Below are 26,219 nucleotides of genomic sequence, written 5' to 3' on the forward strand. Positions count from 1 at the left end.
GCCTGCCTTCCCGATCTGAGCGCGGCTTCGGCCGCACCTTTCCTGTTGCACCGAACAAGAGTGCCGCCCCCGGCTTGACCGGAGGACCGTACAAAAGGAAAACACCATGAATCGTGCAGATACCCTGTCTGGCTTGACGATGTCCCATTCACCTTCGTTCCGTGTTGCCCAGTGGCGCATGCTGCTGGCAGCGATGTTCTGCTACCTGTTCTTCTACACCGGGCGGCAGACCTTCGGCTTCGCCATTCCCGGCATGCAGGCCGAGTTCGGCCTGAGCAAGGAAACCCTTGGCTGGGTGTCCACCGCCATGCTCTGGACCTACGCCATCGGCCAGGCGATCAACGGCAACCTCGCCGACAAGTTCGGTGGTCGCCGCATCATGAGCCTGGGGGCGGTGCTGTCCTGTGGCGCCAACTGGATCACCAGCTTCGCCAGCGGTTTCATGAGCCTGATCCTGCCCTGGGGCATCAACGGCTATTTCCAGGCCCTTGGCTGGGCGCCGGGCAGCCGCTTGCTGTCGAACTGGTGGGGCGTGTCGGAGCGCGGCAAGGTCTATGGCTTCTACGTATTCGCCGCTGGTTGCGCCTCGATCCTGTCCTATGTCACGTCCATCGTCGTGATCGAAGTGCTGCACCTGGAGTGGCGCTGGATCTTCCGTCTACCGGTGCTGCTGATGCTGGCCGGCGGCATCCTGTTCTTCCTGATCGCCCGTGAGCGTCCGCAGGACCTGGGTTTCGAGCCGCTGGCCGACACCGGTGTGGCCAACGCCGACGACAAGGACCAGGAAGTCGCGCAGGGCGAGGTGGAAACTTCTGCGCAGCGCTACAAGGCGGTGCTGAAGAACGCCAAGCTGATCATCGCCGCCGTTTCCCTGGGCTTCCAGAACGCCGCCCGCTACGGCCTGATCGTCTGGGTGCCGGTGCATTTTCTCGGTGCCGACTGGAAGAGCGGCGGCGACGGCTGGATAGATCCGAAGTGGATCACCGTGGCGCTGCCGGTGGGCATGGCGGTGGGCGCGCTGAGCAATGGCTGGGTCTCGGACAAGCTGTTCGGCTCCAAGCGCTACCAGGCGATCATGCTGTACATGTTGCTGGGCGCCGCCACCAGCCTGTGGATGTGGAGCCTGCCGGCCCATAGCACCATCGGCCTGGTGGCGCTGTTCCTCTGCGGCTTCTTCGTCTACGGCCCGGCATCGAGCTTTTGGGCGCTGTGCCCGGACCTGGTGGGGGCCAAGCGGGCGGGTACCGCGACCGGCGTGATGAACTTCTCGTCCTACCTGTTCGCGGGCCTGGCCGAGCCGCTCATCGGGCGTCTGTTGGACATCAGCGGGAATACTTCGCTTATCTTCGTCGTGGTCACCGCCGCCTGCCTCAGCAGTGCCCTGGTCGCACTGTTCGTGCGGCGCTGACCTTCACTTCCACCCATTGGCCGACGCCCGGAACTCTTCATGTACCAGTACCACAAGTGGCTCCGCTCCTTTCACGCCGTGGCCCGGACGGGCAGCTTCACACTTGCGGCGGAGTACCTGTGCGTCGGCCAGCCCACGGTGAGCGAGCAGGTCAGCTCGCTGGAGAAGCAGTTCTCCGTGGAACTTTTCCATCGCCGTGGCCGCTTCATCGAGCTGAGTGCGGCGGGCCGCGAGCTCTACTCGATCACCCAGGGCCTGTTCGGCCAGGAGAGCGAAGCGGTGCAATTGCTGCAGAGCTTCAAGCAACGCAAGGCGGGCATGCTGCGCCTTGGCGCGGTGTCGCCGCCGATCGCCATGAGCCTGACCTACCAACTGATGCAGCGTTACCCGGAGATCGAGCTGGAGACGTCCTTCAACACCGAGGGCGAGACCCTGGAGCGGCTGTACAACTTCGACATCGACGTCGCCATTCTCGCCCTGTCGGAGTTCGACCAGCGCCTCAACACCCAGCTCTACCGCAGCTACCCGATCATCGCCGTGGTTCGTGACGATCACCCCTGGGCGAGCCAGGAACAGGTCCGTGTCGAGGAAATCAGCGGGCAGCGGCTGGTACTGCGCGAGCGCGCCTCGCGGACCCGCCAGTTGGTGGAGGAGGAGTGCCACCGGCGCGGTGTGGAGCTCGATTGCGCGATGCAGCTCAACAGCCGCGAAGCCATAGTCCACGCCATTGCCCAGGGCATCGGGATTGGCTTCGTGTCGGCGGTGGAGTATGCGCAGACGCCCGGAACGCGGCCGATCACCTTCGTCGACCACCCGTTCCACATCGACTACTACCTGTGCTGCCTGGGTATCCGCCGCAACCGGCCGATGATCAACGAGCTGTTCGACTCCAACGCGCAGCCCGACGCACCACCTCCCTGATTCCATCTGATCCCGATCAGCAACCTGCATGACTCCCGCCACTGGCGCGGAGCAGCCCCTCTCATCCCTGAAACTGGAGATCCACCATGGACTACAAGCAACCCACCCATCTGCAAGCCGTCATCCTCGACTGGGCCGGTACCGTCGTCGACTTCGGGTCCTTTGCGCCGACCCAGATCTTCGTCGAGGCCTTCGGTGAATTCGGCGTCGCCGTCTCCCTGGAAGAAGCGCGCGGCCCGATGGGCATGGGCAAGTGGGACCACATCCGCACCCTTTGCGACATCCCGGCCATCGCCGAACGCTACCGCGCCGCCTTCGGTCGCCTGCCCACCGACGATGACGTCACCGCCATCTACGAGCGCTTCATGCCGCTGCAGATCGAGAAGATCGGCCTGCACTCCGCGCTGATCCCCGGCGCCCTCGACGCCATCGCCACCCTGCGCGGCAAGGGCCTGAAGATCGGCACCTGCTCCGGCTACCCGGCGGTGGTGATGGCCAAGGTGGTGGAGCTGGCCCGCGAGAACGGCTACACGCCGGACCACGTGGTGGCCACCGACGAAGTGCCCAACGGCCGCCCGCACCCGGCGCAGTCCCTGGCCAACGTCATCGCCCTCGGCATCGACGATGTGGCCGCCTGCGTGAAGGTGGACGACACCTGGCCGGGCATCCTCGAAGGCCGCAGCGCCGGCATGTGGACCGTGGCGCTGACCTGCTCGGGCAACGCCCTGGGCCTGACGTACGAGCAGTTCAAGGCGCTGCCGAAGGACAAGCTGGACCAGGAGCGCGCGCGCATCGGCCAGATGTTCGAAGGCTCCCGCCCGCACTACCTGATCGACACCATCGCCGACCTGCCGGCGGTGATCGACGACATCAACAAGCGCCTGGCCCGTGGCGAGATGCCCCAGTCCAGCTGACAGCCTGCTGACAGATTCGCCCGGTATCCTGTCGCCGTCAGGTGACACGATTGCCGGGCGTTTCAACTCCCATACCCTGCGGTGCCGGCGGCGGCCCAGGCCACAAGCCTGTGGCTGGCCGCCTTGTCGTCACTCGATCAGTGGGGTCGATCTATATTCGCGAGCAAGCTCGCTCCTACAGGTTTGGGCGTGTGCTCAATCGTCGCGGGTCAGGACTTCCAGCAACTCGATTTCGAAGCACAGATTGGAGTTCGGCTTGATGTGGGCACCGACCTGGCGCTCACCATAGGCCAGGTGCGCGGGGACGAAGAGCTTGCGCTTGCCGCCGACCTTCATGCCCATCAGGCCGATGTCCCAGCCCTTGATAACGCGACCGGTGCCGATCACGCACTGGAAGGGTTTGCCACGGCTGTAGGAGGAATCGAACTCGGTGTCGTCTTCCAGGGTGCCGCGGTACTGGGTCGTGATCAGGGCGCCCTTGACCACTTCCTTGCCGTCGCCCAGCTGGATATCGGTTATCTGCAGTTCGTCACTCATGGGAATGTGCTCCTTGGTTCGTCGACCGGGCCCGGCCATTTGCGCGCAGCCTTTTCGCAGGATAGGGCGCACTGGTCAAGCCCAGTGGCCAGACGACAGGAAGCCGGTTTCATCGGAACTTCGTGCAACTTGCACGGGGATTGGACTAGGGACCGTGCAAGTCACCCGGAAGCGACACAGTGCGTTCGCGCCATATGCCTGATTAGCAAGGAAATTGGTGGAAACGGCGAACGGGCATGCCGAGTGCAAGAAACAGGGTCCGAACGACCCATGGTCCGACAGGAGTGTTCCGCATGAAGCTGCCATTCACTGCCTTCTATGACGCTTTCCCGCAGCATCAGGTCGACGTGAAGCCGCGACCCGACGGGTCGCTGCTGCTCACGCTGATCAGCCAGGATGGTGCGACCTTCTGCAAAGCCATCGACAACGAAGCCTTCTATAGCGACGAGCGTGTTCGTCAGGTGATCCGGGAAGTGCAGAGGGACATGAAACTGGAGGCGGGTGAGGTTCACTGGCGTGACAAGGGGATCGATTGGGTATCGCGCGAGCTGCCCACCTACCAGGGCGGCCCCATTCACATGACGGCGGCCAAGACACTAGTGGCGCGGCGCAAGCTGGCATCTGGCCAGCCTCCCCGTTGATCCCCTGCGGTCTGAAGTCCGCTCAACGCGACCAGTTTCCGTGGGCGTGCAGAGCAGCGTCGGCGTCCATTTCCAGTAGCTCGGTACGGGTATCGAGCAGGTGCGCCAGCAAGCTGGCCACGGCTTGGCGCTGAGCCGTCGAGCAATGCTGGAGCAAAGCGTTTTCCGCGCCGCCGTAGCCGAGATGGAAGACCATTTGCCAGCCATACCAGTCTATTTCCGGCGACGGCTCGGCCAACGCGAAGCGCGCCAGAGTTGGGAAGTAGTAGGCGATGCCTTCGGGCGAGCAGAAACAGATAGGGTCCCAACCGGCATTGCCAACATCCGCGTGTTGCAGTGTTTCGCGGTCACGACTGCACAGCAGCGCGTCGTGCTCTGCACATTCGCAGCAATGCTGGAAATTGGTGAAGTGCTCCGGGCGCCGGCAGTCGCCGAAGGCGGTATCTATGGCAGCGAGGATCTGGGCGTCGGTTGGCATGGAGGGCTTCGTCGGCTGTCGGCATGACGCTAGCCGGCGATTGTCGCCGAGGCAAGTGCGTCGCCTGCAGCGATCACGCCCGAGGTGATGGGGGCGGGACAAACCGCCAGACCTCGACTGAGGGCCGGCGGGTTATCGCTGTGGGCGGGATGGGGCAGGTAATCCCGCCCCGTCCCTGTGGCTTAGCCACGTTTTGCTTTTTCTGCGAGTTCCTTCTGGGCAACGGCTTCGTTTGCCTCGCGTTGCTGCTTCTCGATCTGCGCCAGGCGCTTTTCATAGCGCGAGATGGTGCGGTCGCCACCGCCGGATGCCATGGCGGAACCCGCGGAAAGGGCGACGGCCAGAAGGGTTGCGGAAGTGATGAGCTTTTTCATGGAATCTCTCCTATCGAGATCAAGGGTTGGGGTATCCAGAGCTTTCTCCGAATTCGGTACTGCCATCCTTGACGCGGTCAGCAGGCTTCCGGGGAGCCGGCTTTTCCCGGACGCCCACGGAGAGCTGAATAAAAGTCCCCGCGGCGAGGAGCTCGGACCCGCGGGGTAAAGCTGCCGGCCGGGGCAGGCCGGACAAGGGAGGAAATGATCACGCCTGAGGTTGCCAGCCGCCGCCAAGGGCCTTGTAGATGGCGACGATGCCGCGATAGACCTCGACTTCGGCCAGGGCCTGGGCGTCTTCGGCAGCCAGGCGCTCGCGTTCGGCGTCCAGCAGCACGAGGAAGTCCACGGTACCTTCGCGATAGCGGGTCGCGGCCTGTTCGGCGGCGGCGCGGGTGGCTTCCGACTGGCGCACCAGCGACACCAGTCGTTCCTGGCGTTTGCCGTAGTCGCTGAAAGCGTTTTCCGACTCTTCCAGGGCCAGCAGCACTTGTTGCTCGTAGTTGGCCAGTGCACCGTCGGCGTCGGCCTCGGCGCCACGCAGTCGGGCGCGAACACTGCCAAGGTCGAAGGCTGCCCAGGAAATGGTCGGTGCCACCGCCCAGGCTCGTGCGGCGGAGGAGCCGATCTGCGAGCCGCGTCCGGCCGTGAAGCCGAGGAAGCCCGACAGACTCACGCGCGGGAACAGGTCAGCCGTGGCCACGCCAACACCGGAGGTGGCGGCGGCCAGTTGCCGCTCCGCTGAACGCACGTCCGGACGACGACGCAGCAGCTCGGCGGGATCGCCGATGGGCAGTGCCTTGGCAATCACCGGCAGGGGCTTGGGAGACAGGTCCACGGACAATTGTTCCGGACGCTGGCCGAGCAGTGTGGCGATGCGGTTGCGGGCACGCGCTTCTTCGGCCTGCAGTTGCGGCAGGCTGGCTTCGGTGGCGGCCAGACGACCGTCAGCGCGCAGCACATCCAGCTCGCTGCCGACGCCCGCGTCGCGCAGTTGTTCGGTCAGGCCGCGGGACTCCTGCTGGTTCTCCAGGTTTTCGCGTGCAATCCGCTCCCTGAGCTGTGCGCCACGCAGGTTGCCGTAGGCGTCTACCAACTCGGCGATCAGGCTCACCTGCAACTGTTGCAGGTCGGCCTGGGCGGCGTCGGTTTCCGCTTCGCTGGCCTCGATCTGCCGTTGGATGCGACCGAACAGGTCCAGCTCCCAGGCCATGTTCAGACCCAGGTCGTAGCGTTCGGCGTTGACCCGCTCTTCTGTTACGCCAGGCTGCTGGCCTTTGCCAATTTCGGCACTGGCTCCGGCGGTGACCACAGGCAACTGGTCGTTGCCGACGTCATCGCGGATGGCGCGGGCGGCCTTGAGGCGGGCGAAGGCGATGCGCAGTTCGCGGTTTTCCTTCAGCGACTCTTGCACCAACTGGTTCAGGGTCGGGTCTTCGAACTGCTGCCACCAGAGGCTCTCGAAGCGGGTGCGATCAACCTTCACACCTTCGGAAGAGGCGAGCCGCGCGGGCTCGCTCTCCGGGGCCTTGTAGTCCGGGCCTACGGCACAGGCGGCAAGCGCCAGGGCCAGCAGAGCGGGGGCAAAAGCCTTGTGAATCATGTGTGTGCTTCCTTCAGTTGCTGGGCGCGGGCGGCCTTGCGCGCTTCGCGCTTCTCGACGAATCCGCGGATCAGGACATAGAACACCGGGGTCAGCAGCAGGCCGAAGAAGGTCACGCCGATCATCCCGCTGAACACTGCAACGCCCATGGCATGGCGCATTTCGGCGCCGGCACCGGAGGACAGCACCAGCGGCACCACGCCCATGATGAAAGCGATGGAGGTCATCAGGATCGGGCGCAGACGCAGGCGGCAGGCTTCCAGGACGGCGGCGACGCGATCCAGACCTTCTTCCTGTTTCTCCTTGGCGAACTCGACGATGAGGATGGCGTTCTTGCATGCCAGGCCCACCAGGACGATCAAGCCGATCTGGGTGAAGATGTTGTTGTCGCTACCGGCCAGGATCACCCCGGTAATGGCGGAGAACAGTACGGTCGGCACGATCAGGATCACCGCCAGCGGCAGGCTCCAGCTCTCGTACTGGGCGGCCAGTACCAGGAAGGCCAGGAGCACGCAGAGGGGGAAGATGAACACCGCGGTATTACCGGCGAGGATCTGCTGGTAGGTCAGGTCGGTCCACTCAAAGGTCATGCCGTTGGGCAGCTCTTCCTTCAGCAGTTTCTCGATCGCTGCCTCGGCCTGGCCGGAACTGTAGCCGGGGGCTGCAGCGCCGTTTATCTCGGCGGTGATGAAGCCGTTGTAGTGCATCACGCGATCAGGGCCCGAGCTGTTCTCCACCTTGACGAAGGTGGACAGCGGAATCATCTCGCCACGGTTGTTGCGTACCTTCAGCTGGCCAATCTGCTCGGGCTCCAGGCGGAATTGCTGTTCTGCCTGGACATTGACCTGGTAGGTGCGGCCAAAGCGGTTGAAGTCGTTGGCGTACAGCGAACCCAGGTACACCTGCATGGTGTCGAAGATGTCGCTGATGGCCACGCCGTGGGTCTTGGCCTTCTCGCGGTCGATGGCGGCATCCACCTGGGGCACGTTGACCTGATAGCTGGTGAACACCGACATGGGGTTCAGCTCAGGCAACTGGCGGGCCTTGGCGATGATGTTCTGGGTTTGCTTGTACAGCTCCTCGTAGCCCAGGTTGCCACGATCCTCGACCTGCAGGCGGAAGCCGCCGATGGTGCCGAGACCCTGTACCGGGGGCGGCGGGAAGATCGCGATGTAGGCGTCCTGGATATCCGCGAACTGCTTGTTCAGCTCGGCCGCGATGGCGCCAGCGGACATGGACGGGTCCTTGCGCTCATCGAAGGGCTTGAGCGGGGTGAACACGATGCCGCTGTTCGGGCTGTTGGTGAAACCGTTGATGGACAGACCCGGGAAGGCCACGGTGTTTTCGACGCCCGGATGCTTGGAGGCGATCTCGGACATGCGCTTGATCACAGCCTCGGTACGGTCGAGGGTGGCGGCGTCCGGCAGTTGAGCGAAGGCCACCAGGTACTGCTTGTCCTGTTGCGGCACGAAGCCGGTCGGGGTGCTGGAGAAGCCCAGGTAGCCGAGCACCAGCAGGCCGCCATAGACCAGCATGGCAATGCTGCTGCCACGCAGGACGCGGCGTACGGTACGGACGTAACCGCCTCCGGCGCGTTCGAACATGCGGTTGAACGGGCCGAACAGCCAGCCACCGAACATCTTGTCGAGTACGCGGGAGAAGCGGTCTTTCGGCGCGTGGTGATCCTTCAGCAGCACGGCGGCCAGGGCCGGCGACAGCGTCAGCGAGTTGAAGGCCGAGATCACCGTGGAGATGGCGATGGTCAGCGCGAACTGCTGGTAGAACTGCCCGGTGAGGCCGGAGATGAAGGCGGTGGGCACGAACACGGCGCACAGCACGAGTGCGGTAGCGATGATCGGGCCGGTCACTTCCTTCATGGCTTGGCGGGTGGCTTCCACCGGCGACTTGCCGAGTCCGATGTTCCGCTCCACGTTTTCCACGACGACGATCGCATCGTCCACCACGATGCCGATGGCCAGCACCAGGCCGAACAGCGACAGGGCGTTGAGCGAGAAGCCGAACAGGTGCATCACCGCAAATGTGCCGATCAACGACACCGGCACGGCGGCCAGCGGGATGATCGAGGCGCGCCAGGTCTGCAGGAACAGGATCACCACCAGCACCACCAGCACGATGGCTTCGAGCAGGGTGTGGACCACGGCCTCGATGGAGCCGCGCACGAAGATCGTCGGGTCATAGACGATTTCGTAGTCCATGCCCTGGGGGAAGTTCTGCTTCAGCTCGGCCATGCGTGCCCGGACTGCATCGGAGATTTCGATGGCGTTGGAACCGGGACGCTGGAATACCGGGATGGCCACGGCCGGCTGGTTGTTCAGCAGAGAGCGCAGGGCGTACTGGCTGGAGCCCAACTCGACACGAGCGATGTCTTTCAGGCGAGTGATCTCGCCGTCCTCGCCGGCGCGGATGATGATGTTCTCGAACTCCTCCTCGGTAACCAGGCGGCCCTGAGTGTTGATCGAGAGCTGGAAGCTGTTGCCGGCGTTGGACGGCGGCGCACCGAGGGCGCCGGCTGCCACCTGACGGTTCTGTTCGCGGATGGCATTGACCACATCAGTGGCAGTCAGGTTGCGCGAGGCGACCTTGTTGGGGTCCAGCCACACGCGCAGGGAATAGTCGCCCATGCCGAACAATTGCACGTCCCCTACGCCGTCCAGGCGCGCCAGCTCGTCCTTGACGTTGAGCGCGGCATAGTTGGACAGGTAGAGCATGTCGTAGCGGTTATCCGGCGAGGTCAGGTGCACGACCATGGTCAGGTCGGGCGAGGCCTTGTCGACCGTGATGCCGATACGGGTGACTTCCTCCGGCAGCTTGGGTTCGGTTCGGGTCACGCGGTTCTGCACCTGCACCTGCGCGTTGTCCAGGTCGGTACCCAGGGCGAAGGTGATGGTCAGGGTCAGCTTGCCGTCGTTGGTGGCCTGGGAGGACATGTAGAGCATGCCTTCCACACCGACGATGGCCTGTTCCAGCGGCGAGGCGACAGTTTCACCAATCACCTTGGGGTTGGCGCCGGGGAAGTTGGCGCGCACGACCACTGTCGGCGGTACCACTTCCGGGTATTCGCTGATGGGCAGCTGGAACAGCGAGATGGCACCGCCGATCAGGATCAGCAGCGACAGCACGGCGGCGAAGATCGGCCGCAGGATGAAGAACTGGGAGAAATTCATGACGTGCTACCTCAGCCGCGCGGGCCGACGGAAGTTTTGGCGCTCTGCTCAGCCACCCGTGGGGCGTTGCTGCTGTCGACCGATTGGCGCAGGCGTGCCAGTTGCGCGAGGGTGGATTCGTCAGCCATGGGGACTGACTGCGGTTCCACCGGGGCGCCAGGCATGGCGCGTTGCAGACCGTTGACGACAATGGTCTCGCCCTTGGCCAGGCCACTGCGAACGATGCGCAGGCCTTCCAGCTTCGGCCCCAGTTCGATGGAGCGGTAATTCACCTTGTTGTCGTCACCGAGCACCAGGACGAACTTCTTGCCCAAGTCGGTACCGATGGCTTCGTCCTTGATCAGCGCGGCGGGGTAGGTCTCGCTGCCAACCAGCTTGATGCGGGCGTAGAGGCCAGGGGTGAAGCGGCCGTCCTTGTTGTCGAACACGGCGCGGCCACGAATGGTGCCGGTGCGCGGGTTGACCTGGTTGTCGAGGAAGTCCAACTGGCCCAGGTGAGGGTTGCCGGTCTCGCTGGACAGGCCCATGTAGACGGGGCTGGCGGCGCGGGTGTCGGAGCCGGTCTTGCGGGCCAGTTCCACGTACTTGAGGAAGGCGCGCTCGTCAGCGTCGAAATAGGCGTAGACCTTGTCAGTGGAGACCACCGAGGTCAGCAGCGATTGGCTGGCGTTGACCAGGTTGCCTTCGGTGATTTCTGCACGGCTGACGCGACCGTCGATGGGCGCGGTCACGCGGGTGAAGCTGAGGTTGAGCTTGGCGTTGTCCAGTTCGGCCTGGGTGGCGGCGACCGCGGCCTGGGCTTCGGTGGCAGCGCTGGCGCGAGCGTCGGCCAGTTCGGCGGATATGGCATTGCTCTGGCGCAGGCGCTCACCGCGGCGGGCTTCGTTGGCGGCACGGTTCTGGTTGGCGCGGGCTTGCTGCAGCTGGGCTTCCAGGCGCTTGACCTCGGCCTCGAAGGGGCGTGGGTCGATCTGGAACAGCAGGTCGCCTTTCTTCACCAGGCTGCCTTCGTCGAAGGCCACGCGGTCGATGTAGCCGGAGACGCGCGGGCGAATTTCCACGGACTCCGGAGCTTCCAGGCGGCCGGTGAATTCGTCCCATTCGTTGAGGGGCTGTTCGATCACTTCGGCGACGCTGACTTTGGGGGCCGCTTGGTTGAGCGTGGCTTCCGGTGCCTTGCCGCAGGCTACCAGTACCACCGCCGCCGCGAGGGTAAGAGGGTAACGCCAGAGATTCTTCTGTATTGCTTCCATGGGACAGCTCCGCCAATTGGTTTTATGAATGGGCGGAGTCTGATTGCGGCGTTTCGACCAGACGAATCGAACGCCCTGAAGATGACTATTACTGGAAGTGATTGATCAGGGCGGGGTTATGGATTCGGGAACTGTAGGGGCGATTTCAATCGCCGAGGGATGCGCAGCGTCCCCTGAGAGTCTGATGGGCAGGCCTTCGTGAAATGGCGATGTCTGCGTTGCATGTTGCTGGCAGTTGCATTGCCCGTAGGAGCTGGCTTGCCTGCGAATGGCCGCGCTTCGCTGGCAAGCCAGCTCCTACAAGGCTATTGGCCAGTTTGAAAAACTCTCGCAACAACTAACGCAGACATGGCGAATGAATTCGCCCCTACAAAATGAGGGGCTTCGCGAGGCCGTTATTCCAGGCTGTCCGGGTCCCCGCAATACATTTGTATGCGTGAACGCAGCCAGCGCTCGGCGGGGTCGTTGTCCTGGGCGCCGCGCCAGGCCATGGACAGCTCGAAGGACTGGACCGGCAGAGGTGGGTCTTCGGCGCGCAGGCCCCCGGCGGCGGTCAGGGCTGCGGCCGTATAGTCCGGGACCATGGCTACCAGGTCGGTACCAGCGAGCAGGGTGCCCAGGCCGTTGAATTGGGGTACAGCGAGGACCACCTTGCGGGTTTTCCCTACCTTGGCCAGTTCTTCGTCGACGAAGCCACCCAAGTCGCCGGCGAAGGACACCAGGGCATGCGGACGGTCGGCGTAGTCGTCCAGGCTCAGTGCGCCGGGGACCGAGTCGGCGCGAAGGAGTTTGGGTTTGGAGCGACGCAGGGTCTTGCGCTTGGCGTTGGCCGGCAGCTCCTCGGTGTAGGCGACGCCCACGGATATCTCGCCGGAAGCCAGCAGGTTGGGCATCAATAGATAGTTGGTGCGTCGCACCACCAGCACCACACCGGGCGCTTCGGCGCGCAGGCGGCGAAGCAGGGCGGGGAGCAGGGCGAACTCCACGTCGTCCGACAGGCCGATCCGGAATACCGCATTACTGGTGGCGGGGTCGAAGTCGGCGGCGCGGCTGACGGCGGTAGAGATGGAGTCCAGGGCCGGGGAGAGCAGGGCGAAGATCTCCATGGCCCGGGCCGACGGCTCCATGCTGCGGCCGGTACGGACGAACAGCGGGTCGTCGAACAAGGTCCGCAGTCGGGCCAGCGCAGCACTGATAGCCGGCTGCCCGAGGAACAGTTTTTCTGCCGCACGCGTTACGCTGCGCTCATGCATGAGCGTCTCGAACACGATAAGAAGGTTGAGGTCAACTCTTCGCAGGTCGTTCCGGTTCATGGAATCATCCGTAATTAATGTGTGAAAGGTGCAGTTCCAATGACCGGTCGTCAAGGCTCACATCATCGCCGTTTATGACAACTATCAATGGCTGCAGGTGGTTTTGTAGATAAAGCCCGGATAGAGTCCGTGGCTATGAAGAGTCAACAGGCGAGGTATGTGATGTCCCGCATGATCCGTTTTCACCAGTTTGGAGGCCCAGAAGTCCTTCAACTGGACGAGATGCCCACCCCCATTCCGGGGCCGGGTGAAGTACTGGTTCGTGCCCAGGCCCTGGGTGTGGGCTGGCGGGACGTGCTCTGGCGGCAGAACCTGGCTGCCGAGCAACCTGCCCAGCTACCTTCCGGCCTTGGCTCCGAAATGGCCGGCATTGTGGAGGCCGTTGGCGAAGGCGTTGACGACCTGACCCCCGGTACGCCAGTTGCCAGCTTCCCGGCCAGCACGCCGAGCCATCATCCGGCCTGGGGCGATCTGGTGCTGATGCCACGCAATGGGCTGGTGGCCTATCCCGACGCGCTGACGCCCGAGGAAGCCGCCATCCACTACACGCCGCTGCTGATGGCCTATTTCGCCCTGGTAGATCTGGGCGGCCTGAAGCCGGGCCAGCATGTACTGGTCACCGAGGCAGGGCATTGCCTGGCGCCGCAGACGGTGCAGCTGGCCAAGGCGTTGGGTGCCAAGGTGATCGCATCGACCAGCTACCCGGAAAGCCGTGCCTTTATCAAAGGACTGGGTGCCGACAAGATCATCGTCACCGAAGAGCAGGACCTGGTCCTGGAGGTCGAGCGCTTCACCCAGGGCAAAGGTGTCGAAGTGGTCCTGGACCAGTGCGCCGGCCAGCAGATGAAGCTTCTGGGCGACGTCGCCGCGCAGCGCGGCAAGCTGGTCGTTTATGGCTGTAACGGCGGTAACGACACAGCGTTCCCGGCTTGCGCCGCGTTCAAGAAACACCTGCAGTTCTATCGTCATTGCGTACTCGACTTCACCGGTTCGCCGGAGCTGGGCATCGAGACCAATGAGGCTTCGGTCAAGCGGGCGCTGGACCATATCAACCAGATGACCCGTGATCATCTGCTGAAGCCTCCGATTGATCGCGTTTTCGCGTTCGAGGACTTCGTCGAGGCCAACCGTCACATGGAAACCTGCCCGGCAGGTGGGCGTGTGGTGATGAAGGTTGCCGACTGAGGAAGGCGGGGCGGGCCCTAGGGTCCGCCCCGAATCTGTCTTGTTGTGGAATGTTGGGCAGTGTGCCGCGCGAGGCGGCCGGATCGATAGCCGATTTCTGCTGGATTATTGCCTGATTCTCTTGAACCGCTTCCAGGTACGAGACTACCCATGCATCTCATGGGTAGAGTTGGCCCATCTTCATCGAGGGTCGAAACCATGAATGCACATGCGCTCCTTGCCGCGCAGGAATCGGATACGGCTGCGCGCCAGCAGAAGGAGCTGGTGCACTTCATTGAACGATTCGCCAGGCAAGACGGCGTCTATGAAACGGATGTCCCGGGCTTGCTGGTATATCGCACCTCCCTTCCCAGCGAGCCGCTGCACTGTCTTTACGAACCCGCCCTGGGCCTGGTGGTGCAGGGGCGCAAGAAAGTGCTGCTGGGCGAGGAAACCTATTACTACGGGCCCTCGCAGTTCCTCATCGTATCGGTCGACGTCCCGGTGATCGGCCAGGTGCTCGAAGCCAGCCCGGAAGTCCCTTTCCTCAGTCTGCGCCTTTCCCTGGACCCCAAGGAAATCAGCGCGCTGCTGATGGAGCTCGATATCCCTGCCCAGGAGCCGCGTCCTTGTCCGCGCTGCCTGGCGGTCAATGGCCTGACGGCGTCCCTGCAGGATGCCGTGCTGCGTCTGTTGCGCCTGCTGGACGCACCTGAAGATATTCCCGTGCTGTTGCCGATGATTCGCCGGGAGATTCTCTACCGCCTGCTGCGCGGCGAACTGGGCGGGCAGTTGCGCCAGATTGCCAGCAGTGGCACCCAGGGCCATCGCATCGGCCGCGCCGTGAACTGGTTGCGGCAGAACTTCCACCAGCCGCTGCAGATCGAACGCCTGGCCAATGAGGTGAACATGAGCACCTCGGCCCTGCATCACCACTTCAAGGCGATGACGGCCATGAGCCCGCTGCAGTTCCAGAAGCAGCTGCGCTTGCAGGAGGCCCGCCGGCTGATGCTGGTGGAAGCCCTGGATGCCGCCAGCGCAGGTGGCCGCGTGGGTTATGAGAGCCCATCGCAATTCAGTCGTGAATACAGCCGGCTGTTCGGCGCGCCGCCGCTGCGCGATATCGCGCGCTTGCGCCAGTCGGCGTGAATTCGCCCCGATCGGGGCGCCTGAACCATCATTGTCTTGTTCCCGAATGCCGGTTCGGCATTGCCGGCCGGTTCCCTGAACCATCCAGTCCGAGGTGGTACGCCTGATGATTACCCTGAACCTTAATGGCAAGGACGTTGAGCTCGACGTGCCTGCAGATATGCCGCTGTTGTGGGCCTTGCGCGATGTCGCCAACCTCACCGGAACCAAGTACGGTTGCGGCATGGCCCTGTGCGGTGCCTGCACCGTACACATCGACGGCCAGGCGACCCGCTCCTGCATCACCCCGGTCTCGATGGTGGTGGGCAAGAAGGTCACCACGGTCGAAGCGGTGGCTGAAGACCCGGTGGGCAAAGCCGTGCAGACCGCATGGCGCAATCTCGACGTGGTGCAGTGCGGTTACTGCCAGTCCGGGCAGATCATGTCCGCCACGGCTCTGTTGCGCGTCAATCCCAAACCCAGCGACGCCGATATCGATGCAGCGATGAGCGGCAACATTTGCCGCTGCGCCACCTACGTGCGCATTCGCGCCGCCATCCATGAAGCGGCCGGCACCCTGGCCTGAGGAGAGTCGACATGGGCACGTTCGAAACCGAAACCCGAGCCGCCAGCGGCATCCTCAATGTCAGCCGGCGGACCTTCCTCAAGGGCAGCGGCGGCCTGGCGCTGGGCATCGCCTTTGCCCCCTTGCTGAAAGGCGGTGACGCCCTGGCTGCAAGCGCCGAACCTTTCATGCCCAATGCCTTCGTGCGTATTGCCGGTGATGGCAGAGTGACCGTTCTGGCCAAGCACGTCGAAATGGGGCAGGGCAGCTACACCGGTCTTGCCACCTTGCTGGCAGAAGAACTGGATGCCGACTGGAGCCAGGTACAGGTCGAGGGCGCACCGGCCAACGCTGCGCTCTATAACAACCTGGCCTTCGGGCCGATGCAGGGAACAGGCGGCAGTTCAGCCATCGCCAATTCCTATGAGCAAATGCGCAAGGCCGGTGCCAGCGCCCGCGTCATGCTGGTGGCGGCCGCCGCCGAGCAGTGGAAGGTGCCAGCGGCGGAAATTACCGTGAGCAAGGGGGTGGTCAGCCATGCTGCCTCTGGGAAGAAGGCCGGTTTCGGTGAATTGGCCGACGCGGCGGCGCGTCAGGCTGTGCCGGCGGAGGTGTCACTCAAGTCGCCCCAGGACTTCACGCTGATTGGCAAGGAACGGCTCTCCCGCAAGGACAGCGCCGACAAGACCGACGGCAGTGCCACCTTTACCCAGGACTTCAAGTTGCCCGGCATGCTGGTCGCTGTGGTTGCCTATCCGCCGCGCTTCGGCGGCGTTCCCAAGACGGTGGATGCAAGCAAGGCCAAGGCTGTGCCCGGCGTCGTCGAGGTGGTGGAGTTCAAGGATGCTCCCCACGGCCGATCCGGCGTAGCGGTTCTGGCGAAGAACACCTGGGCGGCGCGCCAGGGCCGCGATGCGCTCGTCGTGGAGTGGGATGAAAGCAAGGCGTTCAAGCTTGGCAGTGAGGAAATCTTCTCCCGCTACCGCGAGGCCGCCGGCAAGGAGGGCCGAATCGCCGGCAAACAGGGGGATATCGCCGCGGCCCTGGCACAGCCAGCCAAGCTGATCGAGGCCGACTACGAGTTTCCCTATCTGGCCCATGCCGCCATGGAGCCGATGAACTGCCTGGTGAAGATATCCGCGGGACAATGCGATGTCTGGAACGGCGAGCAATTCCAGACGGTGGATCAGTTGGCCATCGCCAAGTACCTGGGCATCCCGGTGGAGAAGGTCAGCCTGACCCAGCTCTACGCGGGTGGCAGTTTCGGTCGTCGTGCAAACCCGCAGTCGGACTACCTCCTGGAGGCGGTGGCCATCGCCAAGGCGGCCCGGGCCAAAGGCCAGGACGTACCGGTGAAACTGGTTTGGACCCGCGAAGATGACACCCATGCAGGCTTCTTCCGTCCGGCTTATCTGCACCGGGCGCGCCTGGCGCTGGATGGCGAGGGCCGGTTGCAGGGCTGGCACCAGCGAGTGGTGGGGCAGTCCATTCTCAAGGGCACGGCCTTCGAGGGGGCGATGGTGAAGGAAGGCATTGATCACACCTCGGTGGAGGGCGCGTCCAACCTGGCCTACGCGGTGCCCAACCTCCAGGTGGAGCTGCACACGCCGGATGACATCGGCGTGCCGGTGCAGTGGTGGCGCTCCGTGGGTCACACCCACACGGCCTACGCGGTGGAAACCCTGATCGATCAGGCGGCCACGACCGCCGGCAAGGACCCTTACGCGTACCGCCAAGGGTTGCTCGGCAAGAAGCCACGCCATCTCGGCGCACTTGAGCTGGCAGCGCAGAAAGCGGAGTGGGACAAACCACTGAAGCCGGGTGCAGAAGGCGAGAAGCGCGGACGTGGAATCGCCGTGCACGAATCCTTCGGCTCCTTCGTTGCCCAGGTGGCGGAAGTGACCGTGAAGGCCGATGGCAGCTACAGGGTGGATCGAGTGGTCTGCGCGGTGGATTGCGGGGTGGCGGTGAATCCAGACGTGATCCGGGCGCAGATGGAAGGTGGCATAGGTTACGGCCTGGCTGCCGCACTGCACGGCGCAATCACCTTGAAGGACGGGGTGGTGGAACAGTCCAACTTCCACGACTTCCAGGTACTGCGGATCAACGAGATGCCAGTGGTGGAGGTGCACATCGTGCCATCGGCACAAGCGCCTAGCGGGGTTGGGGAGCCAGGCGTACCGCCGATTGCGCCGGCGGTGGCCAATGCGCTGTACGCGGCGGTGGGCCAGCGGATCTACAAGCTGCCGCTGCCGAAGCAGGTGCAGCAGGCCTGATTCAGGCGGCCTGGGCGGCGCAGATCAGTTCGCGCAGGGCCTTGCGCTCGGCAACCGGAGTGGGGGCCTTGCGCACGGCCAGGCTGCCGTCTTCCAGGCCGACTACCACTTCGGTTTCGAAGTGCAGGCGGAGTTCATCGAGGGTCACGTGGGTGACCTGATACAGGTTGTCGCTGATGCGCGGGTCGGCGGACATGGCGTTGGTCTCGTTCCGGTTGGCCGCAAGGCCGATGGAGTGATAGTGCCGCCGAGGTGTCCAGTGCGGAATTGATTGGGCGTGATGGTGAACATCACTTCTGTCGATGGCATGACCGGATCTCGAGCGCCTGGCTAGCTGCCGAACTTGTAGGAGCGAGCTTGCTCGCGAACAGTCCACACACTGTCTTTCGCGAGCAAGCTTGCTCCTGCAAAGGCTCACGCATTCGCAAGGCTGCCTACCGCTGCGGCACGAGCGTGGGATCGGACAGATGCTCCACCAGCAGGTCGTGGACGAGTCGAACCCGCGGTGATACCGGGCCTTGTTGCGGGCGGTAGATGAACATCTCCCAGGGCGGTGGCGCCTGCTCCTGGAGCACCACTTTCAAGTGGCCGGCGCGGATGTGCGGGTCGACCAGGTAACTGGGTAGCTGGCCGAAGCCGAATCCGGCCAGCACGGCTTCCAGTTCGTTCTCTGGGTCGTCGGTACAGAAAGCGGCACTGGCCGGCTGGATCTGCCTCCCCTCGGCAAACATCCAGGGCCAGACGCGTCCGGTGTTGTTGTCGATCAGCGCGGTGGTGGGCGTGTGGTGCAGCTCGTCCACCGTCCCAGGTGCGCCGAGGCGCTGCAACAGTTCCGGAGCCCCGACCACCAGTAGCGGAATCTGCGCTACGGCCCGGGCAATGTAGCGGCGGTCGCGGATGAAGCCGATGCGCACGCCGAGGTCGATCTGTTGTTCGACCGAGTCCGTGAGCTGGTCGGACAAGCGCATATCGAAATGGATGCGCGGATGCTCACGGGCGATCTTCGCCAGTACCGGGAGCAGGAAACGCCGACCTACCGAGCGTGGCGCGGCGATACCCACGCGCCCGGCCATTTCTTCTTCGCGTTTGCCGCCATGTTGCTGGAACAGCTGGTCCAGTCCGGCAAGGGCTTCACGGGCCTGGCTGACAAGCCGCTCGCCAAAGGCGGTGATCTGCACATGGCGGGTGCTGCGGTGGAACAGCGGCTCGCCGAACTGGCCTTCCAGGTCCTTGATGGCGCGAGTCACGGTCTGCGGCGAAGCACCCAGGCGGGTGGCAGCTTCGCGGAAGCTGGGCGATTCGGCGGCTACGCAGAGAATGCGCAGAAGTTCGATGCGATTGAACATGGTGTGTGTTCCGTTTTTTGGAATTTCAAAATCCTAACTATTCCATTCCGTGTCGGTAAGAGCTTTCCGATACTGGCGTCCAGTTACCGGATTCATCCTGATTCCGGGCTTCTCTGGAGTGCCCTCAATGAGCAACAACATTTCTTCCAAGGTCGTGGTCATCACTGGCGCCAGCAGCGGTCTGGGCGAATCCACCGCCCGTCACCTGGCATCCAAGGGTGCCAAGGTGGTGCTCGGTGCGCGTCGGGTCGAGCGCCTGCAAAGCCTGGTCGCCGAGATCGAAGCCAACGGCGGCGAAGCCCTGGCAATCGCCACCGACGTGACTTCGGCCGAGCAGGTGGCCGCACTGATCGAAGGTGCGGTACAGCGTTTCGGTCGCGTAGACGTGCTGGTGAACAACGCGGGACTGATGGCCATCGCACCCATGGATGAGGTCAAGGTGGACGAGTGGTCGCGCATGTTCGATATCAACGTCATGGGCGTACTCCACGGGATTGCTGCGGCGCTTCCTCTGTTCCGCAAGCAGGGCGGCGGTCACTTCATCAACGTCGCTTCGGTGGCCGGCATCAAGGTGTTCAGCCCGGGCGGCACCGTCTACAGCGCCACCAAGTTCGCGGTACGCGCTATCAGTGAAGGTCTGCGCCATGAAGTCGATGGTTCTATCCGTACGACGGTGATCTCTCCCGGGGCCGTGGATTCCGAGCTGAAGCACGGCAGCTCCCACCAGGAAAGCACCCAGGCTGTCGGCGAGTTCTACAAGATGGCCATTCCGGCCGATTCTGTGGCACGGGCGATCGCCTACGCCATTGAGCAACCGGCCGACGTGGACATCAACGAGGTGGTGCTGCGTCCCGCGGTTCAGGATTTCTGATCCCAGCCAGCAAAAAAAGGCGGCCCAAGTGGCCGCCTTTCTTTGTTTCGTCTATTTGCTCAAGAGTACCGCCAGTTCGTCGGCTTCCTCGGCCCAGTCGGAGTCATCCAGCAGGGCGTCGCGCAGGAAGCTGGACTGGGACTGGCTCCAGAATGGCGCGTCAGGCAGGGCCTGTCCCACCGCCAGACGATGCCCGGCGACAAAGCTGTCTATCTCGGACTTTCCGGAGGGCAGGCCGAGTTGATCGAAGAGGGCGCTGAGGGAGTGATGGCTGGTGTCCATTTACGTGCCTCCGGTGGGGCGTTCGACGGAAAACAAGATTTCCATCGACTATAGACCCTGTGCCGGCCAGGGCCGTCGGATGGCAGCATGTCGGCTATGGCTTGCGCTGCCGACAGTCTTGTCTAGCCTCACAAAAAAGCGCGGCTATCGAGCCGCGGGCCACCTGCATGGGGGGCGGAATGGGCATCCAGAGCGAGCAGAAACATTCATTCCGGGACCCGGTGGAGGCTACGCTGCTGGTCGCCCCTGTCTGGTCACCCGTCCTGTTCATTTTCCTTGCCCAGTTTCTCCATGAGTTCTTCCAGATCCACTGGCTGTTCAATTCCAGCTTGAGCACGTTCGGTATGTTTCTGGTGCCGGCCATTTCCGCTCTTCCACTGATCCACGATTCACCCCGTCGGCTGTCCTTCAAGCTGTTGCTTGCGGGCGGCTACTACCTGGTCGGGCTGGCGGCAACTTTCCTGATGTCCTGGGGAATGCTGCTTTATACCGGCTATACCTGATCCAGTTGCGGAACCCGGCGCGGGGCCATGGATCAAAGGTCCCGGGTCCGCATATGGCGGATCGACCCAACACGGAGCTCTCCATGTCCCCATTGAAGAAACTCGCACTCGTCGGTCTCGTGGCCCTGCCGCTGGCTGGTTGCCTGAAAGAAGAGCCCATCGACCAGGCTGTGCTGTGTACCTACAGTACCGATGCCGAGGCCAAGCTGTGCAAATCCGGCCAGATGTCCTGGTTCAAGGCGGGCAAAGCCGTCAACCAGTCCCTGCCGCTGAGCGTGGCGGCGGCCTACTGCGACTTCAATTACCAGGTGATGTACAACGAGGCCGGGGTGATCTGCGTGTTCACCGACAAACGACTGAGCCTGGTGAAGTAAGGGGAAGGGGTGACTGTGCGGCTGGAAGGGTGAGTCCCATCCCGCGGAGCGCTATGCCACGTAACCTGAAGTGATCTTTTCCGATCTCCCGAAATGAAAGAAGGCGCCACAAGTGGCGCCTTCTGCCTTTCGAGAAACTGCATACATCGTAGTTGCCTGCCTCTTGATTGCTCCGGGATCAGCTGATGCGGTTGGCACCAGTGCGGTCGGCACCACCTTCGGCTACGCGGAAGGCATTGGTACGGTCGGAGCCACCTTCAGCAACGCGCAGGGACTGGGAGCGCTCGGAGCCGTTTTCGGCGACATCGAAGGCTTTGGTGCGGTCGGAACCACCTTCGGCAACACGCAGGGACTGGGAACGCTCGGAGCCGTTTTCGGCGACATCGAAGGCTTTGGTGCGGTCGGAGCCACCTTCGGCAACGCGCAGGGATTGCGAACGCTCGGAGCCGTTTTCGGCAATGCGGTTGGTACCGGTACGGTCGGCGCCACCTTCAGCTACGCGATGGATCGAGGTGCGATCTGAACCACTTTCAGTAACGGTGACGCCTTTCGGCAGGGCAAAGGCAGTGGCAGACAGGCTGGCGATGAACAGGCTGGCAAGGATTTGCTTTTTCATTTTCGGGCACCTCGTGGAGGGTTGGAATTTGTCTACGGGGCCCATGTTACTGATGTGATTTCGATGAAGAAGTGATCCTGTGTAATGGTTACCATCGACGTTAATGATAGTTGTGGAGATATCATTAAAAACAATGGCTTAAGAGATTTTTCAGGGAGTGGTTGCGCAAAGTGGAAAGGCTTTTTCCTGAAATTGGTATAATCGAATTATGCGATTTGATATGGCTGCGGCACCCTTCAAACACCACCACTGAAGTATCAGTCTCCACTCATTCCAACCCGGTTAGCTATCTGTGATGGCTATTCCAGAGCGGCTGCGTCAGTTGTCGAACACTTCTGCTGCCTGCCCTGAAAACACTGATTGGAAGGCGGCAGGGAGGAATGCTTTTCTCGCCAGCCGGCGGGGACTAGGCTAGTGGCACTTTTCAGCAAACGGATAGTGCTATGTCCACCGAGATCCATGCCCAATTTGCCGACGCGCCACTCAATGCAATCGAGGCTCGGTTGCTCGGGAGCCTGATTGAAAAACAGGCCACAACACCCGAGTCCTACCCGTTGACCCTTAACGCCCTGGTGCTGGCCTGCAACCAGAAGACCAGCCGCGAGCCGGTAATGAATGTCACGCCCGGGCAGGCTGGGCAGTCGCTGCGCAACCTCGAGGCGCGGAATCTGGTGAAGCTGGTGATGGGCAGCCGTGCAGACCGTTGGGAGCAGCGAGCTGACAAGGCGCTGGAAGTGGTGCAGCCGCAGTTGATCCTTATCGGCCTGCTACTCCTGCGCGGCCCGCAGACCCTCGGTGAGCTGCTGACCCGTAGCAATCGCCTGACCGACTTCGACGATACCGAGGACGTCCGGCACCAGCTCGAACGCCTGATCGCCCGCGGGCTGGCGGTATTGATGCCGCGCCAGGGCGGCCAGCGGGAAGATCGCTACATGCACCTGATGGGCGAACCGGCCGATCTGGAGGCGCTGCTGGAGGCTCGTGCCAGCCAGCCGGAGCGGGGCGAGTCACGCGCCGCCGCTGATGCGCGGATCGAAGAGTTGGAAGCTCGGGTCGCCGACCTGGAAGCACGCCTGGCTCGTCTGGAAGATCGCGGCGAGTGACCCTGCGGGGCGCCGGCTGTCCGTCGATGTCGCCCCGACGATTTCCCCGCACGATTCGACCTGCGATGCTGTCGCAACCGTGAAACACCGCCCCTGAGGTATCCATGAAGATCAGCTCGGACTTCGACAGCGGCAATATCGAAGTAATTGACGCCAGCAACCCGCAACAGGTTCTGCTGGCCATGCGTCCGGACCTGAAGAGCCACCACTTCCAGTGGTTCCACTTCAAAGTCGACGGCCTGACCCCCGGCCAGCGCCACAGCTTCAGCCTTACCAATGCCGGCCAGTCCGCCTACAGTCATGCCTGGACCGGCTACAACGCCGCCGCCTCCTATGATCAGGTTCACTGGTTCCGTGTCCCCAGCAACTTCGACGACAAGGGCCTGCACTTCGCTCTGGAGCCCACCCACGAGCAGATCTGGTTCGCCTACTTCGAACCGTACAGCCGCGCGCGCCACGAATGGTTGATCAGTGAAGCCCTGGACAAGGCGGGCGCTGAGATCGTGGCAATTGGCAAGAGCATCGAAGGCCGCGAGATTCCGCTGCTTCGGGTCAGCCGCAACCCCAATGCCCAGCGCAAGGTCTGGATCATTGCCCAGCAACACCCTGGCGAGCACATGGCCGAGTGGTACATGGAAGGCGTGATCGAGCGTCTGTCGAAGCAGGGCGATTCCGAACTGGACGCGCTGCTGGCCAAGGCCGACCTCTATCTGGTGCCGAACATGAACCCGGACGGAGCCTTCCGTGGCCACCTGCGCACCAATGCCGCCGGCAAGGACCTCAACCGCGCCTGGCAGTCGGCCAACGACACGGAAACGCCCGAGGTGTTCTTCGTCCAGCAAGAGATGCGCAAGGTGGGTGTGGACCTTTTCCTCGACATCCATGGTGACGAGGAAATTCCCCATGTGTTCACCGCCGGCTGTGAGGGCAACCCCGGATACACGCCGCGCCTGGAAGCCCTGGAATCCGAGTTCCGCCAGCGTCTAGTCGACATGGGCGCAGAGTTCCAGACGACGTTCGGCTATCCCCGCGACGAACCCGGCCAGGCCAATACCACGCTGGCCTGCAATGCGGTGGGCATGGCTTTCGATTGCCTGTCCTTCACCATCGAAATGCCGTTCAAGGACCACGACGACAATCCGCACCCGCGTACGGCCTGGAACGGTGATCGTTCCAAGCGATTGGGCAAGGATGTGCTGTCGGTGATCGCCGCGATGGTCGACAAGCTGCGCTGAGACGACCGCGCAATGAAAACCGGCCCCTGATGGGGCCGGTTTTGTTTATTGCATGGGCTGGCCGGATAGGGTTTGCAGAGGGGGGCTCTGTCGAGCGCCTGTCAGGCCAATGTGGGAGCGATTTCAATCGCGAATGAGTTCGCTCCCACAATAATTGGCTGCCACAAACGGCCTTACACCCCCGACTCGTTCTGCAGGTTCGCCTGGGTGATGTTGCTGTGCTCCGGCACGCTGCGGGTCAGCCAGACGTTACCGCCGATGGTGGAGCCCTTGCCGATGGTGATACGGCCGAGGATGGTGGCGCCGGCATAGATCACTACGTCGTCTTCGACGATCGGGTGGCGCGGCTGGCCCTTCTGCAGGTTGCCTTCCTCGTCTGCGGGGAAGCGTTTGGCGCCCAGGGTCACGGCCTGATAGATGCGCACCCGCTCACCGATGATTGCCGTCTCGCCGATGACCACGCCGGTGCCATGATCGATGAAGAAGCTCTTGCCGATCTGGGCGCCGGGGTGGATGTCGATGCCCGTGGCCGAGTGGGCGATCTCGGCGATCATCCGTGCCAGCAGCGGCAGGCCGGCCGTGTAGAAGTAGTGGGCGAGGCGATGGTGGATGACTGCATGCACACCCGGATAGCAGATCAGTACCTCATCCACGCTGCGGGCTGCCGGGTCGCCCTGGTAGGCGGCCAGCACGTCGGTGTCCAGCAGTATCCGCAGCTTGGGCAGGGTGGCGGCGAACCCTTTGACGATCTCGATCGCCTGGCAGGCGATATCGTCGCCGCTGACGCCGTTCTGGCGCGCGGCATAGGACAGTTCACGGCGCACTTCGCCGGCCAGCGCGTTGAGCACCACGTCCAGGGTATGGCCGACGTAGAAGTCCTCGCTTTCCTCGCGCAGATCAGCCGGGCCGAGGCGCATGGGGAAGAGGGCGCCGGACAGGGCTTCAATGATCTGCCCGACGGTAACGCGCGACGGCAGTTCACGACCGCCACGGTCCTGCAGGCGGCCATGTTGGGCGCGCCATTGGGCACGGGCGTCGCGCAGGTCGTTGACGATCTGGTCGAGTTGCCAGTTCACCGGCTGGCAGCCGGTGGCGACATAGGGAAGTCTGTTCATTGAGGTACCTGTAAGGCGCGGTCCGGATCGCTATAGCGTGCGGAGAATTACCTGACTTCCGCAAGAGGGTGTTCAACGGAAATGCCCGTGCTCAGTCGGCGGGTACCAGTGGCGGGGTCTGTTGGCGGGGTGTCGCGGTGACGGTGCAACCGACGGACGCAAGGATGATGCAGAGGATTGCCAACCATTGCAGCAGCGAAAGCTGTTCACCAAGGAAGATCAGGCCCGAGAGAGCACCAAAGGCTGGTTCGATGCTCATCAGGGTGCCGAAGGTCTGCGCCGGCAGGCGGGTGAGGGCGACCATTTCCAGGGTGTAGGGAATGGCGGTGGAAAGCAGGGCGACGGCCAGCGCCACGGGCAACAGTTCCGGGCGCAGCAAGTCGGCGCCGGCATGGGCGATGCCAATCGGGGCGACGAACAGGGCTGCTACCAGCACCCCCAGGGCAGCGCCTTGCATGCCATGGTCGTTACCGGCACGCGCGCCGTAGAGGATGTAAAGAGCCCAGCAGACGCCCGCGCCAAGTGCGTAGGCCATGCCGGTCAGGTCCAGGTGGCCTTCGCTCTTGCCCAGCGGCAGGAGAAGCCAGAGGCCCAGTACCGCCAGGCCAATCCAGATGAAGTCGATCGCCCGGCGCGATGCGAACAGCGCCACGGCCAACGGGCCGGTGAATTCCAGGGCGACGGCGATGCCCAGCGGAATGGTACGCAGTGACATGTAGAAGAGCAGGTTCATGCCGCCCAGTGCGAGGCCGTACATGATCAGCGGCAGCAGGGAATTCTTGCTGATGCGCGCGCGCCACGGGCGCAGGATCAGCGTAAGGATGACGGCGGCGAACACCAGGCGTAGTGCTGTGGTGCCCTGGGCGCCGATAACCGGGAACAGTGACTTGGCCAGGGAGGCGCCACTCTGGATCGAGGCCATGGCCACCATGAGGACGGCAACGGGTAGCAGGGTGGAAGCAAGGCGACGCGACAGCGAGGTCATGGAGGCAGATCCGGCAAGACGGTAGGGGT

General features: G+C 63.3%; 26 protein-coding genes. 13 read left to right on the forward strand and 13 right to left on the reverse strand.

Annotated elements, in window-relative coordinates; all coding sequences use genetic code 11:
- The first annotated feature begins 106 nt into the window (after nucleotides 1-106).
- The 3 genes from SA496_RS10075 (at nucleotide 107) to phnX (ending at nucleotide 3,243) form a co-directional block, all read left to right on the forward strand.
- On the forward strand, nucleotides 107-1,408 hold the full coding sequence (locus tag SA496_RS10075; protein WP_330115362.1) for an MFS transporter: 1,302 nt from the start codon (nucleotides 107-109) through the stop codon (nucleotides 1,406-1,408).
- A 39-nt stretch (nucleotides 1,409-1,447) separates the two neighbouring features.
- The gene (locus SA496_RS10080) at nucleotides 1,448-2,329 is read left to right on the forward strand and encodes a LysR substrate-binding domain-containing protein (protein ID WP_330115363.1); all 882 of its coding nucleotides are present in this window, start codon (nucleotides 1,448-1,450) and stop codon (nucleotides 2,327-2,329) included.
- A gap of 86 nt (nucleotides 2,330-2,415) precedes the next feature.
- Nucleotides 2,416-3,243, forward strand: a complete 828-nt coding sequence (gene phnX, locus SA496_RS10085) for a phosphonoacetaldehyde hydrolase (protein ID WP_330115364.1) — start codon at nucleotides 2,416-2,418, stop codon at nucleotides 3,241-3,243.
- Between the two features lie 195 nt (nucleotides 3,244-3,438).
- Here the strand turns inward: phnX and SA496_RS10090 are convergent, their stop codons facing one another.
- A complete protein-coding gene (locus tag SA496_RS10090) occupies nucleotides 3,439-3,780 on the reverse strand; it encodes an FKBP-type peptidyl-prolyl cis-trans isomerase (RefSeq protein WP_120651354.1) in 342 nt (113 codons plus the stop codon).
- 293 nt (nucleotides 3,781-4,073) lie between these two features.
- On the opposite strand from SA496_RS10090, the gene SA496_RS10095 reads away from it, so the two are divergent.
- Entirely contained in the window at nucleotides 4,074-4,421 is a 348-nt protein-coding gene (locus SA496_RS10095; RefSeq protein WP_120651353.1) for a DUF3509 domain-containing protein, read from the forward strand.
- A gap of 22 nt (nucleotides 4,422-4,443) precedes the next feature.
- On the opposite strand, the gene SA496_RS10100 is transcribed toward SA496_RS10095, so the two are convergent.
- The 6 genes from SA496_RS10100 to SA496_RS10125 form a co-directional block, all read right to left on the reverse strand.
- Entirely contained in the window at nucleotides 4,444-4,899 is a 456-nt protein-coding gene (locus tag SA496_RS10100) for a hypothetical protein (RefSeq protein ID WP_120651352.1), read from the reverse strand.
- A 182-nt stretch (nucleotides 4,900-5,081) separates the two neighbouring features.
- A complete protein-coding gene (locus SA496_RS10105; protein WP_120651351.1) occupies nucleotides 5,082-5,273 on the reverse strand; it encodes a hypothetical protein in 192 nt (63 codons plus the stop codon).
- A 208-nt stretch (nucleotides 5,274-5,481) separates the two neighbouring features.
- Nucleotides 5,482-6,876, reverse strand: coding sequence for a TolC family protein (locus SA496_RS10110; RefSeq protein ID WP_330115365.1), 1,395 nt, complete (start codon nucleotides 6,874-6,876; stop codon nucleotides 5,482-5,484).
- On the reverse strand, nucleotides 6,873-10,061 hold the full coding sequence (locus tag SA496_RS10115; protein WP_153922119.1) for an efflux RND transporter permease subunit: 3,189 nt from the start codon (nucleotides 10,059-10,061) through the stop codon (nucleotides 6,873-6,875). Before SA496_RS10115 ends, SA496_RS10110 begins: the two co-directional genes overlap by 4 nt.
- An 11-nt stretch (nucleotides 10,062-10,072) precedes the next feature.
- A complete protein-coding gene (gene mexE / locus SA496_RS10120) occupies nucleotides 10,073-11,314 on the reverse strand; it encodes a multidrug efflux RND transporter periplasmic adaptor subunit MexE (RefSeq protein WP_120651348.1) in 1,242 nt (413 codons plus the stop codon).
- Between the two features lie 395 nt (nucleotides 11,315-11,709).
- Nucleotides 11,710-12,627 carry a LysR substrate-binding domain-containing protein gene (locus tag SA496_RS10125; RefSeq protein ID WP_120651347.1) on the reverse strand — a complete coding sequence of 306 codons (918 nt, stop codon included), beginning with the start codon at nucleotides 12,625-12,627 and terminating at the stop codon, nucleotides 11,710-11,712.
- Between the two features lie 162 nt (nucleotides 12,628-12,789).
- Between SA496_RS10125 and SA496_RS10130 the strand changes: the two genes are divergently transcribed.
- The 4 genes from SA496_RS10130 (at nucleotide 12,790) to SA496_RS10145 (ending at nucleotide 17,760) form a co-directional block, all read left to right on the forward strand.
- On the forward strand, nucleotides 12,790-13,812 hold the full coding sequence (locus SA496_RS10130; RefSeq protein ID WP_120651346.1) for a zinc-dependent alcohol dehydrogenase family protein: 1,023 nt from the start codon (nucleotides 12,790-12,792) through the stop codon (nucleotides 13,810-13,812).
- A 198-nt stretch (nucleotides 13,813-14,010) separates the two neighbouring features.
- Nucleotides 14,011-14,940, forward strand: a complete 930-nt coding sequence (locus SA496_RS10135; protein WP_120651345.1) for an AraC family transcriptional regulator — start codon at nucleotides 14,011-14,013, stop codon at nucleotides 14,938-14,940.
- 106 nt (nucleotides 14,941-15,046) lie between these two features.
- Entirely contained in the window at nucleotides 15,047-15,505 is a 459-nt protein-coding gene (locus tag SA496_RS10140) for a (2Fe-2S)-binding protein (protein ID WP_120651344.1), read from the forward strand.
- Nucleotides 15,506-15,516: 11 nt separating this feature from the next.
- Nucleotides 15,517-17,760 carry a xanthine dehydrogenase family protein molybdopterin-binding subunit gene (locus SA496_RS10145; RefSeq protein ID WP_330115366.1) on the forward strand — a complete coding sequence of 748 codons (2,244 nt, stop codon included), beginning with the start codon at nucleotides 15,517-15,519 and terminating at the stop codon, nucleotides 17,758-17,760.
- A 1-nt stretch (nucleotide 17,761) separates the two neighbouring features.
- Here the strand turns inward: SA496_RS10145 and ptrC are convergent, their stop codons facing one another.
- Both ptrC and SA496_RS10155 read right to left on the reverse strand, forming a co-directional pair.
- Nucleotides 17,762-17,956, reverse strand: coding sequence for a type III secretion system co-regulatory protein PtrC (gene ptrC / locus SA496_RS10150; protein ID WP_120651342.1), 195 nt, complete (start codon nucleotides 17,954-17,956; stop codon nucleotides 17,762-17,764).
- Between the two features lie 238 nt (nucleotides 17,957-18,194).
- Entirely contained in the window at nucleotides 18,195-19,106 is a 912-nt protein-coding gene (locus SA496_RS10155) for a LysR family transcriptional regulator (protein ID WP_330115367.1), read from the reverse strand.
- Nucleotides 19,107-19,233: 127 nt separating this feature from the next.
- Here SA496_RS10155 and SA496_RS10160 point away from each other — a divergent pair, with 127 nt between their 5' ends.
- Nucleotides 19,234-19,977: an SDR family oxidoreductase gene (locus tag SA496_RS10160; protein ID WP_120651340.1), complete on the forward strand. Its 744-nt coding sequence runs from the start codon at nucleotides 19,234-19,236 to the stop codon at nucleotides 19,975-19,977.
- Nucleotides 19,978-20,028: 51 nt separating this feature from the next.
- Here SA496_RS10160 and SA496_RS10165 read toward each other — a convergent pair whose 3' ends face one another.
- Nucleotides 20,029-20,259, reverse strand: coding sequence for a DUF2789 domain-containing protein (locus SA496_RS10165; protein WP_120651339.1), 231 nt, complete (start codon nucleotides 20,257-20,259; stop codon nucleotides 20,029-20,031).
- A 179-nt stretch (nucleotides 20,260-20,438) separates the two neighbouring features.
- Here SA496_RS10165 and SA496_RS10170 point away from each other — a divergent pair, with 179 nt between their 5' ends.
- Both SA496_RS10170 and SA496_RS10175 read left to right on the forward strand, forming a co-directional pair.
- Nucleotides 20,439-20,762, forward strand: coding sequence for a hypothetical protein (locus SA496_RS10170; RefSeq protein ID WP_120651338.1), 324 nt, complete (start codon nucleotides 20,439-20,441; stop codon nucleotides 20,760-20,762).
- 83 nt (nucleotides 20,763-20,845) lie between these two features.
- A complete protein-coding gene (locus tag SA496_RS10175) occupies nucleotides 20,846-21,136 on the forward strand; it encodes a hypothetical protein (RefSeq protein ID WP_120651337.1) in 291 nt (96 codons plus the stop codon).
- A gap of 178 nt (nucleotides 21,137-21,314) precedes the next feature.
- Here the strand turns inward: SA496_RS10175 and SA496_RS10180 are convergent, their stop codons facing one another.
- Complete coding sequence (locus tag SA496_RS10180) at nucleotides 21,315-21,752, reverse strand: hypothetical protein (protein WP_153922103.1); 438 nt, start codon at nucleotides 21,750-21,752, stop codon at nucleotides 21,315-21,317.
- A 443-nt stretch (nucleotides 21,753-22,195) separates the two neighbouring features.
- On the opposite strand from SA496_RS10180, the gene SA496_RS10185 reads away from it, so the two are divergent.
- Both SA496_RS10185 and SA496_RS10190 read left to right on the forward strand, forming a co-directional pair.
- Nucleotides 22,196-22,855, forward strand: a complete 660-nt coding sequence (locus tag SA496_RS10185) for a YceH family protein (protein ID WP_153922100.1) — start codon at nucleotides 22,196-22,198, stop codon at nucleotides 22,853-22,855.
- A gap of 104 nt (nucleotides 22,856-22,959) precedes the next feature.
- Entirely contained in the window at nucleotides 22,960-24,090 is a 1,131-nt protein-coding gene (locus tag SA496_RS10190) for a M14 family metallopeptidase (protein WP_120651334.1), read from the forward strand.
- A gap of 173 nt (nucleotides 24,091-24,263) precedes the next feature.
- On the opposite strand, the gene epsC is transcribed toward SA496_RS10190, so the two are convergent.
- The gene (epsC, locus tag SA496_RS10195) at nucleotides 24,264-25,205 is read right to left on the reverse strand and encodes a serine O-acetyltransferase EpsC (protein WP_120651333.1); all 942 of its coding nucleotides are present in this window, start codon (nucleotides 25,203-25,205) and stop codon (nucleotides 24,264-24,266) included.
- A gap of 91 nt (nucleotides 25,206-25,296) precedes the next feature.
- Nucleotides 25,297-26,190 carry a threonine/homoserine exporter RhtA gene (rhtA, locus tag SA496_RS10200; protein ID WP_120651332.1) on the reverse strand — a complete coding sequence of 298 codons (894 nt, stop codon included), beginning with the start codon at nucleotides 26,188-26,190 and terminating at the stop codon, nucleotides 25,297-25,299.
- Nucleotides 26,191-26,219 lie beyond the last annotated feature (29 nt).

This window comes from Pseudomonas sp. JS3066, from assembly GCF_036328175.1.
GTDB lineage: Bacteria > Pseudomonadota > Gammaproteobacteria > Pseudomonadales > Pseudomonadaceae > Metapseudomonas.

What these genes read in the sequence shown, in the direction of transcription:
- SA496_RS10075 (WP_330115362.1), top strand. Translation starts at nt 107, where the DNA reads ATGAATCGTGCAGATACCCTGTCTGGCTTGACGATGTCCCATTCACCT.
- SA496_RS10080 (WP_330115363.1), top strand. Translation starts at nt 1,448, where the DNA reads ATGTACCAGTACCACAAGTGGCTCCGCTCCTTTCACGCCGTGGCCCGG.
- phnX (WP_330115364.1), top strand. Translation starts at nt 2,416, where the DNA reads ATGGACTACAAGCAACCCACCCATCTGCAAGCCGTCATCCTCGACTGG.
- SA496_RS10090 (WP_120651354.1), bottom strand. Translation starts at nt 3,780, where the DNA reads ATGAGTGACGAACTGCAGATAACCGATATCCAGCTGGGCGACGGCAAG.
- SA496_RS10095 (WP_120651353.1), top strand. Translation starts at nt 4,074, where the DNA reads ATGAAGCTGCCATTCACTGCCTTCTATGACGCTTTCCCGCAGCATCAG.
- SA496_RS10100 (WP_120651352.1), bottom strand. Translation starts at nt 4,899, where the DNA reads ATGCCAACCGACGCCCAGATCCTCGCTGCCATAGATACCGCCTTCGGC.
- SA496_RS10105 (WP_120651351.1), bottom strand. Translation starts at nt 5,273, where the DNA reads ATGAAAAAGCTCATCACTTCCGCAACCCTTCTGGCCGTCGCCCTTTCC.
- SA496_RS10110 (WP_330115365.1), bottom strand. Translation starts at nt 6,876, where the DNA reads ATGATTCACAAGGCTTTTGCCCCCGCTCTGCTGGCCCTGGCGCTTGCC.
- SA496_RS10115 (WP_153922119.1), bottom strand. Translation starts at nt 10,061, where the DNA reads ATGAATTTCTCCCAGTTCTTCATCCTGCGGCCGATCTTCGCCGCCGTG.
- mexE (WP_120651348.1), bottom strand. Translation starts at nt 11,314, where the DNA reads ATGGAAGCAATACAGAAGAATCTCTGGCGTTACCCTCTTACCCTCGCG.
- SA496_RS10125 (WP_120651347.1), bottom strand. Translation starts at nt 12,627, where the DNA reads ATGAACCGGAACGACCTGCGAAGAGTTGACCTCAACCTTCTTATCGTG.
- SA496_RS10130 (WP_120651346.1), top strand. Translation starts at nt 12,790, where the DNA reads ATGTCCCGCATGATCCGTTTTCACCAGTTTGGAGGCCCAGAAGTCCTT.
- SA496_RS10135 (WP_120651345.1), top strand. Translation starts at nt 14,011, where the DNA reads ATGAATGCACATGCGCTCCTTGCCGCGCAGGAATCGGATACGGCTGCG.
- SA496_RS10140 (WP_120651344.1), top strand. Translation starts at nt 15,047, where the DNA reads ATGATTACCCTGAACCTTAATGGCAAGGACGTTGAGCTCGACGTGCCT.
- SA496_RS10145 (WP_330115366.1), top strand. Translation starts at nt 15,517, where the DNA reads ATGGGCACGTTCGAAACCGAAACCCGAGCCGCCAGCGGCATCCTCAAT.
- ptrC (WP_120651342.1), bottom strand. Translation starts at nt 17,956, where the DNA reads ATGTCCGCCGACCCGCGCATCAGCGACAACCTGTATCAGGTCACCCAC.
- SA496_RS10155 (WP_330115367.1), bottom strand. Translation starts at nt 19,106, where the DNA reads ATGTTCAATCGCATCGAACTTCTGCGCATTCTCTGCGTAGCCGCCGAA.
- SA496_RS10160 (WP_120651340.1), top strand. Translation starts at nt 19,234, where the DNA reads ATGAGCAACAACATTTCTTCCAAGGTCGTGGTCATCACTGGCGCCAGC.
- SA496_RS10165 (WP_120651339.1), bottom strand. Translation starts at nt 20,259, where the DNA reads ATGGACACCAGCCATCACTCCCTCAGCGCCCTCTTCGATCAACTCGGC.
- SA496_RS10170 (WP_120651338.1), top strand. Translation starts at nt 20,439, where the DNA reads ATGGGCATCCAGAGCGAGCAGAAACATTCATTCCGGGACCCGGTGGAG.
- SA496_RS10175 (WP_120651337.1), top strand. Translation starts at nt 20,846, where the DNA reads ATGTCCCCATTGAAGAAACTCGCACTCGTCGGTCTCGTGGCCCTGCCG.
- SA496_RS10180 (WP_153922103.1), bottom strand. Translation starts at nt 21,752, where the DNA reads ATGAAAAAGCAAATCCTTGCCAGCCTGTTCATCGCCAGCCTGTCTGCC.
- SA496_RS10185 (WP_153922100.1), top strand. Translation starts at nt 22,196, where the DNA reads ATGTCCACCGAGATCCATGCCCAATTTGCCGACGCGCCACTCAATGCA.
- SA496_RS10190 (WP_120651334.1), top strand. Translation starts at nt 22,960, where the DNA reads ATGAAGATCAGCTCGGACTTCGACAGCGGCAATATCGAAGTAATTGAC.
- epsC (WP_120651333.1), bottom strand. Translation starts at nt 25,205, where the DNA reads ATGAACAGACTTCCCTATGTCGCCACCGGCTGCCAGCCGGTGAACTGG.
- rhtA (WP_120651332.1), bottom strand. Translation starts at nt 26,190, where the DNA reads ATGACCTCGCTGTCGCGTCGCCTTGCTTCCACCCTGCTACCCGTTGCC.